Source organism: Nocardia sp. NPDC052254, assembly GCF_040679495.1.
GTDB lineage: Bacteria > Actinomycetota > Actinomycetes > Mycobacteriales > Mycobacteriaceae > Nocardia.
The window spans coordinates 1-10,962 of the sequence record NZ_JBFAUW010000024.1; the positions used below are offsets into that span (position 1 = coordinate 1).

Sequence of the window (10,962 nt, forward strand, 5' to 3'; positions counted from 1 at the left end):
GACGACGCCGGCGGCGGGCTGATCGTTAATCTCGAACACTTCGCGCAAGCGACGAAGGAGCAAGCAGCGGCACCCGAACGGCGAGACCAAGGGGCCGTGAACCCCCGCCGAAGCGAAGCGAAGGCCAAAAACCCCGCCGGAGCGAAGCGGAGGCAAATAATCACTGCGCCGACCGCCTCCACCTGTGCGATCCTGAGATTGTCCGGTTCCGACGGTTCGAAGGGACCAAGCCCCATGGGTCTGGACGGTTCTCAGGATGACAACGAATTACTGGAGCTCGAGCTGATACGCCGAATGGTGCTGGCTCGGCGGCAGCAGGACGGCGTGGTGCTGGCCGCGCTCACACTCGGCGCCGAATTACTCGATCACGCTGGTGACATCGCTTCGCGTGCCGCGCGGATTCTGCGTGCGCATCAGGTGGACGAAGCCGAGATCGCCCGCGATCCGCGTGCCGCGCTGCGCGCCGATATGGCCCGTGACCTGCGACGTGCTCGCCGGATCGGCGCGGCGTGCGCGCCGGGGGAGTCCGATCCGGCCCGGGAGCGTCGGCGGCAACAGACCGAATTGCTGTGTGAGGTCCGCGCCGATCTGCTGGAGGTGGTGCGCCGCTGCCGCCGGTTCCGGTTCGATCACATCGCGTTCACCGAAGGTATCGACCAGGGGCTGTCGGCCGCGACCGGCAAACTCGAGGACGCGGCCGATCGCGACACCTATCTGGCGTGGCGGCGCGGAATGGTGCTCAAGCTCAGCGAGGTTCCTGAACCCGGCGGCCCGCCCCGGGTGTTCGCGACCGTCGACGCCGGTCCGGATCGCGGCCCGCTGCAGGTGGAATGGGACAGTTGTGAACGGCGGCTGGCGCTGGTGGCGCGGATGAAGCGGGCCGGGCTGCCGCCTCTGGAGATCTGTGATCGGTTGCTCGTCGATCTGTCGATGTCCTCGCCGTTGCGCTATTCCATTCGCTGAGCGACCGCCTGCGTGGATCGGCCATGCTGGACCAAGCAAATGCTTGGTTGTATTATGGCCGAGTGACCGCATCCGAGGCCTCCAAATCCGCACGCCGCAACGAACTGCTCGGCCTGGCCGCCGGCTTGTTCGCCGAGCGCGGCCTGCGTGCGACCACGGTCCGCGATATCGCCGATGCGGCCGGCATCCTGTCGGGCAGTCTCTATCACCATTTCGACTCCAAAGAGGCGATGGTGGACGAGATCCTGCGCGGCTTCCTCGACGATCTGTTCGGCCGCTACCGCGAGATCGTCGCTGCCAGCCTGTCGCCCCGGGCCACGCTCGAGGCATTGGTCATCGCGTCCTGTGAATCCTTCGATCGCTGGCATTCCGCCGTGGCGATTTACCAGGCGGAGGCCAAAAGGCTCAGTGAGACACCGCGTTTCGAGTACATCGCCGAATACAACCGGGAGTTCCGGGGGCTGTGGCGCAATGTGCTCACCGAGGGGGTCCGCGACGGCAGCTTCCGGTCCGAACTCGATGTCGAACTCGCCTTCCGCTTCCTGCGCGACACCGTGTGGGTGGCCGTGCGCTGGTACGCGCCCGGTGGCCGCATCACCGCCGACATCCTCGCCAAGCAGTACCTCACCATCGTGCTGGACGGGCTCACCAATCCCGAAACCCGTTCCGAAACAACATAATCCGAAGCCGCGTCCGCCGGACCGTGTCATTGCGACGCATGGCTCCCGGCACCTTTTCAAGAGGAGCGTTACATGTCCACACCGTCCGATCGCCGCCAGTACGCACCGGTGCGCGAGGCCTATGTCATCGATGCCGTGCGGACCCCGATCGGCAAGCGCGGTGGTGCGCTGGCCGGTGTGCATCCCGCCGATCTCGGTGCCGCCGCACTGCAGGGTCTGCTGGGCCGCAACGACATCGACCCGGGCAAGGTCGACGATGTGATCTTCGGCTGTGTCGACGCCATCGGCCCGCAGGCCGGAAATATCGCGCGCACCGCGTGGCTGGCGGCCGGCTACCCGGAGGAGGTGCCCGGCACCACGGTGGACCGGCAGTGCGGATCCAGCCAGCAGGCAATCAATTTCGGCGCCCAGGCCATCATGAGCGGCACCGCCGAGGTGATCGTCGCCGGTGGTGTGCAGAACATGAGCGCCATCCCGATCTCGGCCGCCATGCTCGCCGGTAAGGAGTACGGCTTCGATTCCCCGTTCGTCGGCTCGACGGGCTGGGACCACCGCTACGGCACCGGTGAGGTCTCGCAGTTCAATGGCGCGCAGATGATCGCCGAGAAGTGGGACATCAGCCGGGAAGATATGGAGCACTGGGCACTTCGCTCGCACGAGCGCGCCCGTAAGGCCATCGCCGAGGGTTCCTTCGACCGTGAGATCGTCCCGGTCGGGGACTTCTGGATCGACGAGGGACCGCGCGAGACCAGCCTGCAGAAGATGGCCGGCCTCAAGCCGCTGGCCGACGGCAGCCGGCTGACCGCGGCGGTCGCCAGCCAGATCTCCGACGGCGCCAGCGCCACCCTGCTCGCCTCCGACTGGGCCGTCGCCGAATACGGTCTGAAGCCGCGCGCCCGCATCCACCACGTCAGCGCCCGCGGCGCCGATCCGATCTACATGCTCACCGCGCCCATCCCGGCGACCAGGTGGGCGCTGGAGAAGACCGGCCTGACCATCGACGACATGGATGTCATCGAGATCAACGAGGCCTTCGCCTCGGTGGTCCTGGCATGGCTGAAGGAAACCGGCGCCAACCCCGACAAGGTCAATGTCCACGGCGGCGCCATCGCGCTGGGCCACCCCCTCGGCGCCACGGGAGCGAAGCTGTTCGCCACCCTGCTCAACGAACTCGAGCGCGTGAACGGCCGTTACGGCCTGCTCACCATCTGCGAGGGTGGCGGCACCGCCAACGCCACCATCATCGAGCGGATCGCCTGAGGGGTCCGGCGAGCCTGCGGCGGCGATCGCTGTCCGCAGGCAACCCGGATCCGGTCTTTCGGTCGACGCTCACGCCGCGCCCACATCGAGGGTGCGGCCGTGGGCCGTGCCTTCCACGGCGTCCACGTATACCTGCGCGACATCGGCGACCGGGGTGCCGGCGGCCGGATCCATCCCCAGCCCGAGGAGGGTTTCGCGCACCCAGCCCGGGCTCACCGTATTCAAGCGGATGCCACGCGGCATCTCGGTGGCCGCGGCGTGTACGAACGCTTCCAGGCCCGCGTCGACCAGGTATCCCAGCGAGCTTCCCGGGACGGGCTCGGCGAACCGGCCGCTGGTCAGCGTCACCGATCCGCTGTCCCGTACGTGGGCGATCGCGCGCCGGACCAGATTCACCTGACCGATGAGCTTTCCGTCGAGGCCCGTCCAGAAGTCGTTGTCCGACAGGGTGTTCAGCGGTGTCAGACCGCCGCTCGCGGCGCAGCACACCACCGCGTCCACTTCGCCGACCGCTGCGAGCAGGGCGTCGATCGTCTCGGCATCGGCCATGTCCACCGATACCGGTCCGCGGCGTGCGGCCCGTACCACCTCATGGCGCGCTGCCAGGCTGTCGGCCACGGCGCTGCCGATGGTCCCGGTGGCACCGATCACGAGAATCTTCATAGTTCGTCCCTCATGGATCCAGATCGCGGCTGTTGTGTCGGAACGAGCCTGCAACGGTCGACGACCCGGACCCAGCCCGCTGCCGGACGTAGGTCTGCCGTGACTACATCCGACAGGTACAGGCTCGGCCGCCGCGCGTAGGTGACACTGGTACGCATGAGCGCGCGTACCGAGCTGGGAGAGTTCCTGAGATCGAGGCGGGCGCGACTTCGGCCCGCCGACGCCGGGCTTCCCACCTACGGTGGCCGCCGCCGCGTTCCTGGCCTGCGCCGCGAGGAACTCGCCCAGCTGGCCGGGGTGAGCGCCGGTTACTACACGCGTCTCGAACAGGGGCAGAGCCCCAACGCCTCCGACGCGGTCCTCGACGCTGTCGCCCGCGTTCTGCGATTGGACGAGGCCGAGCGTGCTCACCTGTATTCGCTGGCCCGGCCGAAGCCGAAGAGTCGGCGCCCGGACAAACCCGAGCGGGTACGGCCGGGAGTCCGGCTGATGATCGAGTCGTTCGGGGATGTGCCCGCGCTGGTCCTGGGACGCTTCGTCGACGTGCTCGCGTGGAATCCGATGGCACACGCCCTGCTGGCCGGACACCTCGACTTCGATGCCCCGAACCGTCCCGGCGATCGCCCCAATATCGCCCGCATGGTGTTCCTCGACCCACATATCCGCGAGCTCTACGAGGACTGGCCTCGCAAGGCCCGCTCCACCGTGGCGGACCTGCGACTGATCGCCGGACAGCACTCCGCTGCCCCTGCTCTCGGCAACCTGATCGGCGAACTGAGTCTGGGAAGTCCCGAGTTCGCGAAGCTGTGGGCCGCGCACGCAGTCGGCGACTGTGGTGGAGCCGACCGCAATTACCGCCACCCCCTCGTCGGGACCATGGCACTCACGACCGAATTCATGACCCTCCCGAACGACGACGGACAACGCGTGGCCGTCTTCAATGCCGAACCGGGCTCACCCTCCGACGCGGCCCTGCGGATCCTCGCCGATCTGACCGCCACCACGATGCCGGTCGGCGACACGTCCGGATAGCCGAGGTGAATAACCAGGATTTCCTGCGGAAACGTGGAGGGCCTGGCCTTTCCGGCGCAAGTTGACATCCGTCTATTGACACTCGATGTGCCTTCGGACACACTTGCCGCACAAAAATGACATGACTGTCAGGTCATGAGTTGGCAGGAGGCAACGGTGCCGGAAGTTCCCGATATGCGCGCGCTGGGCCGGAAGGTTCGCAACTGGGGTCGGTGGGGAGCCGACGACGAGCGGGGCACAACGAATCTGATCACCGCCGAACGGGTGCGGGCCGCGTCGGAGCTCATCTGTACGGGTGAGATGTTCGCGCTCGGCATCCCACTCGACGGGGACGGCCCGCAACCCGGCGGTGCGCGAACCAACCCGATCCGGTTGATGTCGGAGACCGGTCAGGAACAGGTGCTGCCCGGTGGTTTCAAATGGGCCGACGATTATGTGTTCATGCCGCTGCAGGCCGGTTCGCAATACGACTCGCTGGCCCATGTGCACTACGACGATCAGCTCTACAACGGTCATCCCGGCGACGGCGTGACGGTGAAGGGTGCCGGCAAATGCGGAATCCACACCCAGGCCGGAGGTATCGCCGGGCGCGGGGTGCTGCTCGATGTGGCACGCCATCGCGGGGTGGACTGGCTCGACGCCGGTACGGCGATCGGTCCGGATGAACTCGAGGCCGTTGCCGCGGCACAGCAGGTCGAGGTCGGTGCCGGTGACATTCTCCTGATCCGCACCGGCTGGCGGCGGAAGTTCCTGGCGGACAAGGACGCAGCGGGATTCATGGCCGGCGAACCCGGGCTGGGTCTGGACTGTGCGAGCTGGCTGCGGGACCGCGATGTGGCCGTGGTCGGCTCCGACAACTGGGCGATCGAGGTCATGCCGGGCGAACATCCGGGCAGCGCCTTCGAACTGCACATGGTCCTCATTCGCGATATGGGCATGACACTCGCGGAGATGCTGGACTTCGAGGAGCTCGCCGCCGCCTGTGCGGCCGACGGCCGATGGGACTTCTTCTACGCCGGACCGCCGCTGCCGTTCACCCGCGGTGTCGGCTCGCCGATCAACCCGCTGGCGATCCGGTGAGGTCGGTTCGATGCTGATCGGTGACATCGTCGAATACGGCGCACGCAAACATCCGGACCGGATAGCGGTGCGGTTCGAGAACGAGACGCTGGACTATCGCGCCTTGCGCGACGGCTGCCGGCGACTGGCGAACGCACTGCTGGGCGTGGCCGATCCGGGGGATCGGGTGGCGATCCTGTCGACGAACAACACGCATTATCTGCACTGTTACTACGGTGTGCCGATGGCCGGAATGGCCTTGACGATCCTCAACTTCCGGCTGCATCCGGACCAGATCGCCGGGCTGATCCAGCATTCCGGGGCACGGGTGCTGATCGTGGCGCAGGAGTTCGCCGATCTGGTGCGCGGGATTCGCGACCGCATTCCATCGGTGACCACGGTCGTGGTGATCGGGAGCTCCGACGATGCGCTCGACTGGGACGGGTTCGTGGGACCGGCCTCCTCGCAGGCACCGGCGTACCGGCCGGGCCCCGACGATATCGCCTGGCTGGTGTACACCAGTGGAACCACCGGCACCCCCAAGGGCGTCATGGTCTCGCATCGCAATCTGATTGCGGGCGTGACCTCTTCGGCACTGCAGTGGCCGATTCCGGAGGAGACGGTCTTCCTGTTCTGTTTCCCACTGTGCCACGTCGGCGGGTACGTGGTGCTGATCAATCATCTGCTCGGCGCCACCGTGGGCATTCTGCGCGGCTACGACAACGCGACTTTCCTGCGGTTGGTCGACGAATGGCAGGTCACCCAGACCGGCCTGGCGCCGACGATGATCAACTTCCTGCTACAGGACCCGGCACTGGAGCACCACTCGCTCCAGACATTGCGGGCGATCGGATACGGATCCTCGGCGATCCCGTCCGCCGTCCTGCGCGCGGGGCTGGAACGGTTCGGCTGCGATTTCTACCAGGGCATGGGGATGACCGAACTCGCCGGCAATGTCCTGCATCTGGACGAATACGCGCATCGCCGGGCCGCGAACGGAGAGACCCACCTGCTGGCTTCGGCCGGAAAGCCCATGCGGCTGGCCGATATCCGGATCGTCGACGAGGACTTCGCGGAGGTGACGACCGGTGCGATCGGCGAGATGGTGGTACGCGCGGATCAGGTGAGCATCGGTTACTGGGACGACCCCGAAGCCACCGCGGCCGCCTTCACCGACGGCTGGTTCCGCACCGGCGATATGGTCCGCCAGGACGAGGAGGGGTTCGTCTACATCGTCGATCGGAAGAAGGACCTGATCATCAGCGGCGGTGAGAATGTCGCCTCGCTGACGGTGGAACAGGCGCTGTACCGCAATCCGCAGGTGGCGGAGGCCGCGGCGATCGGCGTGCGAGACGACACCTGGGGTGAGGTGGTGTGCGCGGTTGTCGTTCTGCGCGACCAGGTCACCGCGACGGCTGACGACATCATCACGGCATGCCGCGAACATCTGGCCGGATTCCAGGTACCCCGGCGGGTGGAGTTCGTCGAGGCGCTGCCCAAGAACGTCACCGGCAAGATTCTCAAACGCGATCTCCGCGATCGGTTCTCCTGAGTGACCTCGACGCTGGGCCCGCCCGACCTCGGGCGGGCCCACTGTCGTCTCGGATCGGGAATACCTTCGTGAACTCCGGTGACCGGACCAGCCGGAATTGCTACCGTCGCGCTAGGACGAATGCGGTGGATCCTCCCGTTCCATCGCGGTTCGACAGACGATGAGGACCTGCCGATGGATCCGAGAAGAATAGAGCTCAATCGCCGGCACAGTATCGAACTGGGCCGGCTGTTCGATCAGTTCTGCCGTGACCATCCCGGCAACGAATTCGGCTTCGGTGAGGACACCCCGGACAGCGAACGGGACGGAAAGCTGTGGGACGCCTACAGTGCCGAACTCCTGGCCCGCCAGGAGGCCGAGCGGTCGCAGCTCGCGGATCGGCTCGAAGCCGAGCAGCGCGGCGAGTCCAGCCCGGCAGCGCCCACGGGGGCCGACGCGGCGATCGCCCGGGTGGTGGAGCTGATCGAAGATCGTGAAATCGATTATCCGACGCAGAATCTGACCGCGGAGCGATTCGAAACCGGCTGGAGTGTGTACGCCCCGGTCGAGGTGGATGACAACGACCCCATGGCATTTCTCGATGTGCCGGTCGGCCGATCGATCTTCCTGGTCGGTGACTCCGGTCGCATCGTCGAGGTGTCGTCCTCGATTCCGCCGCACGAGGCGCGCGCGCTGTTCAACGAACAGGAGCGCGCGGACGAGACCCAGGACCGGGAGTAGGAGCGGTCTGCCGCTGGGCGAATCGGGACGGGCCCCACCAGCGCACAGCGCTCGGACGGCGACCGGTGGCACCGTGTCGGCCCGGGATCAGCCGATGTGGCGGGGGTTCGCGATGAGCAGGCGAGCGAGCACTGCGGTCGACATGGTCCGGCGCACGGTGTCTTCCGAGTAGGACAACCGTCCGCCGCGCAGCTGTTCGGCGAGCTCCCGCTCCGATTCGCAGCCCACCGCGCCGAGCGATCCGAGCACTTCGCCGGTGGTCGCGGGACCCGCCGACAGTTCCCGCGCCGCGATGCCCAGCAGGTTGGCGCACACCCGCAGCAGATAGCGGGACCGGCCCTGCTCTGGAGTCAGTGCGGAACCGATGTCGTCCTCGAGAGTCGCGGCGACGAGTTCGAGGATCTCGGTCGGCGCGGGCCGATCGTGAACGGTCGCGGCTGTGTGCGCCGACGCCGGAATTTCCACCGATGGGTCGAGTAGTCCCAGGACGTCGAGCAGATCGTATTCCGATTCGCACGCCCGGCGGCCGATGGCGGCCAGTTCGATCGAGCGCTCGGCCCCACTGAAATGGCGCTCGGCCTGAAAGCGGCTCAGGACCAGCCATTTCAGCGTCCCGAAAACCTCCCACCAGTGCAGCTCCGCCGCGCTCGGCCGATAGCCGGTGGCCCGCTGGTACCCATCCAGCAACTGCTCGCGGGTTCCCAGTCCGCCCACCGGCGGTTCGGCGCCGAACCGCCAGGAGCGCACGCACAACCAGCCCAGGTCCTCGATCGGATTGCCGAGATGGGCGAGCTCCCAGTCGAGTACGGCGCGCACCCCGTCCGGTGCGATCAGGAAGTTGCCGAGCCGGAAGTCACCGTGCACCAGCGCCTTCGGGTGATCTTGCGGTGGATTCTCGCGCAGCCAGCGCAGTCCCGCCTCGACCACCGGCCGGGGATCGTCGAGATCGCGGTAGATCTGCTCGATCGTGGCCAGGGGGTCGTGGTCGTCGAGGATGTCCAGCGTGTCGAGCGGGGTGCGATGGATCAGGCCGAGCACGTGACCGAGTTCCCCGGCCAGCCGCGGCCGCACCTGTTCGAACTCCGGATTCCGTTGCAGTTGACGGGGAATCGACTCACCGTCGACTCGTTCCATCAGCAGATACGGCGCGTCGATCCCCGCCGCGTCGTCGGCCGCCGCGAAGACCGCGGGCACCGGGACCCCGGCTGTGGCAGCGGCCCGCAGGCAGGCCGCCTCGGCACGCATGCGCAGCGCATCGCCGTGCCCGGGTGGGTCGCGGCGCAGCACCGCGCGGAGCGGTTCATCCGTCTCACCACGCGCGTCGATCGCGTAGACCTGCCGGCTCGCACCGCCGGTGAACTGTCGCAACGCGATATCGGAGACCGCCTGCCCGGTGACGGCGCCGAGAATCGCACGCACACCGTCTTCGAATGTGATCGATTGTCCCGCCGCCGGTTCCGGAGTCACAGCCACGGCGCGGCCTCGGAGGAGCGCAGTAGCCGGCGCGCGGTCGACATCCGATGCACCTCGTCGGGACCGTCGTAGATACGGGCGTAGCGGGCCTGGCGGTACATCCGCTCCAGCGGGGTGTCGGCGGTGAGTCCGAGGGCACCGTGCACCTGGATAGCGCGATCGATCACATTGTGCAGCATGCGCGCACCCCAGAATTTGATCAACCCCACCCGCACCCGATAGTCCTCGCCGGCGTCCATCGCGCGGGCGGCATCGAGGGTCATCAGCCGGGCGGCGTGGATCTCGGCCGCGGATTCGGCGACATAGCGGTGTATTTCGCCCTTGTCCGCGAGCAGCGACCCGTGAACGTAGCGGGAATTGGCTCGCGCACACATCAATTCGTAGGCACGCTGCGCCTGCCCGAGCCACCGCATGCAGTGGAAGATCCGTCCCGGGCCCAGCCGATCCTGCGCCACCACGAAACCCGCACCGCGTTCACCGAGCAGATTGGCGGCCGGCACCCGCACATCGGTGAGGCGCACCTCGTAGTGATCGCTCGGATCGTGTCCCATGGTCGGAATGGAGCGGACGATCTCGAAGCCGGGGGTATCGGTGGGCACGATGATCGCGCTGATCCGGGCGTGCCGAGGTTCGGATTCCGGTTCGGTGCGCGCGAAGACCGTACAGTAGGCGGCCTGCTGCGCACCGGTGGTGAACCACTTGTGCCCGTTGACGATCCAGGTGTCGCCATCGAGTTCGGCAGTGGTCGCGATCAGCGTGGGATCGGATCCGGCGACCTCCGGTTCGGTCAGCCCCACCGAGGGCAGGATGTCACCGGCCACCATCGGCGGAATCCAGCGCTGTCGCTGCTCATCGCTGCCGTGCCGGTACATCATGATGGTGTCCTGCATGGACACCGATCCGACCGCGAGCATCCCGAATTCCGAGCGGCCGATGATCTCGTTGAGATGGACGAAATCCAGGAAAGGCACACCGCCACCGCCGAGTTCGGCGGGATGGCCCAGCGCCCACAGTCCGAGTTCCTTCGCGCGATCCCTCAATCGGGACAGCGCGGCGTCGGCCTCCGCGCTCTCGGCGGCCAGCACCGGTTCCGCGGGAACGACCTCCTCGTCGATGAAGGAGCGCATGCGCGTGATCAATTCGGCGAGCTGCGGTGTGGTGCTCATCGGCGGGTCCGATCCGAGACCTCGCGCAGAGGCTGCGTCGCGGCGGAGTCGACGTATTCGTCGATCCGCGTGATGTGACCGTCGTCGATCCGCACGAACAGGCTCGCCGGTACCTCCAGCGCGCCGTATCCGGGCAGATGGCCGCGCAGCACATGCTGCTGGGCGAAACCGTCGGGCAGGCAGTGCCGCCGAATGTCCTCGTAGCGAAGGTCTTCCACCGTCCGTGACAGCCAGCGAAGCACTCGCAGATTCTCGGAGACGGTCTCCTCGGCCTGCTTGTCGTTGTGCCAGATCCGGGCATCGGGTGAATACAGCGAGGTGAGCGTTTCGGTATCGCCCGCACTGACTGCGGCGAAGAAGCGATCGGCCAGTTCGTCCATGCGAAGAACCTTCT

General features: G+C 67.0%; 11 protein-coding genes. 7 read left to right on the plus strand and 4 right to left on the minus strand.

Features of this window, described 5'->3' with window-relative positions; all coding sequences use genetic code 11:
• From AB0L57_RS31600 to AB0L57_RS31610, 3 genes are all read left to right on the plus strand, one after another.
• Positions 1 to 963, plus strand: a 963-nt coding sequence (locus AB0L57_RS31600) for a hypothetical protein (RefSeq protein ID WP_364970136.1), incomplete at its 5' end; no start/stop codon positions are given.
• 62 nt (positions 964 to 1,025) lie between these two features.
• Positions 1,026 to 1,643 carry a TetR/AcrR family transcriptional regulator gene (locus AB0L57_RS31605; protein WP_364970138.1) on the plus strand — a complete coding sequence of 206 codons (618 nt, stop codon included), beginning with the start codon at positions 1,026 to 1,028 and terminating at the stop codon, positions 1,641 to 1,643.
• Between the two features lie 108 nt (positions 1,644 to 1,751).
• Positions 1,752 to 2,903: an acetyl-CoA C-acetyltransferase gene (locus AB0L57_RS31610; RefSeq protein ID WP_364970285.1), complete on the plus strand. Its 1,152-nt coding sequence runs from the start codon at positions 1,752 to 1,754 to the stop codon at positions 2,901 to 2,903.
• Positions 2,904 to 2,972: 69 nt separating this feature from the next.
• On the opposite strand, the gene AB0L57_RS31615 is transcribed toward AB0L57_RS31610, so the two are convergent.
• On the minus strand, positions 2,973 to 3,566 hold the full coding sequence (locus tag AB0L57_RS31615; protein WP_364970139.1) for a short chain dehydrogenase: 594 nt from the start codon (positions 3,564 to 3,566) through the stop codon (positions 2,973 to 2,975).
• 156 nt (positions 3,567 to 3,722) lie between these two features.
• Here AB0L57_RS31615 and AB0L57_RS31620 point away from each other — a divergent pair, with 156 nt between their 5' ends.
• The 4 genes from AB0L57_RS31620 (at position 3,723) to AB0L57_RS31635 (ending at position 7,929) form a co-directional block, all read left to right on the plus strand.
• On the plus strand, positions 3,723 to 4,598 hold the full coding sequence (locus AB0L57_RS31620; RefSeq protein WP_364970142.1) for a helix-turn-helix transcriptional regulator: 876 nt from the start codon (positions 3,723 to 3,725) through the stop codon (positions 4,596 to 4,598).
• 135 nt (positions 4,599 to 4,733) lie between these two features.
• Complete coding sequence (locus AB0L57_RS31625) at positions 4,734 to 5,678, plus strand: cyclase family protein (protein WP_364970144.1); 945 nt, start codon at positions 4,734 to 4,736, stop codon at positions 5,676 to 5,678.
• 10 nt (positions 5,679 to 5,688) lie between these two features.
• Positions 5,689 to 7,209, plus strand: coding sequence for a long-chain-fatty-acid--CoA ligase (locus tag AB0L57_RS31630; RefSeq protein WP_364970147.1), 1,521 nt, complete (start codon positions 5,689 to 5,691; stop codon positions 7,207 to 7,209).
• 174 nt (positions 7,210 to 7,383) lie between these two features.
• Positions 7,384 to 7,929, plus strand: a complete 546-nt coding sequence (locus AB0L57_RS31635; protein WP_364970150.1) for a hypothetical protein — start codon at positions 7,384 to 7,386, stop codon at positions 7,927 to 7,929.
• A gap of 87 nt (positions 7,930 to 8,016) precedes the next feature.
• Here the strand turns inward: AB0L57_RS31635 and AB0L57_RS31640 are convergent, their stop codons facing one another.
• Genes AB0L57_RS31640 through AB0L57_RS31650 form a run of 3 tightly spaced genes read right to left on the minus strand, consistent with a single transcriptional unit; the run spans position 8,017 to position 10,948 of the window.
• Entirely contained in the window at positions 8,017 to 9,402 is a 1,386-nt protein-coding gene (locus AB0L57_RS31640; protein WP_364970152.1) for a phosphotransferase family protein, read from the minus strand.
• The gene (locus AB0L57_RS31645) at positions 9,393 to 10,568 is read right to left on the minus strand and encodes an acyl-CoA dehydrogenase family protein (RefSeq protein ID WP_364970155.1); all 1,176 of its coding nucleotides are present in this window, start codon (positions 10,566 to 10,568) and stop codon (positions 9,393 to 9,395) included. The genes AB0L57_RS31640 and AB0L57_RS31645 overlap by 10 nt, the downstream gene beginning before the upstream one ends.
• Positions 10,565 to 10,948 carry a nuclear transport factor 2 family protein gene (locus tag AB0L57_RS31650; RefSeq protein ID WP_364970158.1) on the minus strand — a complete coding sequence of 128 codons (384 nt, stop codon included), beginning with the start codon at positions 10,946 to 10,948 and terminating at the stop codon, positions 10,565 to 10,567. Before AB0L57_RS31650 ends, AB0L57_RS31645 begins: the two co-directional genes overlap by 4 nt.
• Positions 10,949 to 10,962: the final 14 nt, after the last annotated feature.

Bases quoted from the DNA above. Each gene is read 5' to 3' on its own strand.
- AB0L57_RS31620 (WP_364970142.1), top strand. From the start codon at position 3,723: ATGAGCGCGCGTACCGAGCTGGGAGAGTTCCTGAGATCGAGGCGGGCG.
- AB0L57_RS31650 (WP_364970158.1), bottom strand. From the start codon at position 10,948: ATGGACGAACTGGCCGATCGCTTCTTCGCCGCAGTCAGTGCGGGCGAT.
- AB0L57_RS31635 (WP_364970150.1), top strand. From the start codon at position 7,384: ATGGATCCGAGAAGAATAGAGCTCAATCGCCGGCACAGTATCGAACTG.
- AB0L57_RS31630 (WP_364970147.1), top strand. From the start codon at position 5,689: ATGCTGATCGGTGACATCGTCGAATACGGCGCACGCAAACATCCGGAC.
- AB0L57_RS31625 (WP_364970144.1), top strand. From the start codon at position 4,734: ATGAGTTGGCAGGAGGCAACGGTGCCGGAAGTTCCCGATATGCGCGCG.
- AB0L57_RS31615 (WP_364970139.1), bottom strand. From the start codon at position 3,566: ATGAAGATTCTCGTGATCGGTGCCACCGGGACCATCGGCAGCGCCGTG.
- AB0L57_RS31645 (WP_364970155.1), bottom strand. From the start codon at position 10,568: ATGAGCACCACACCGCAGCTCGCCGAATTGATCACGCGCATGCGCTCC.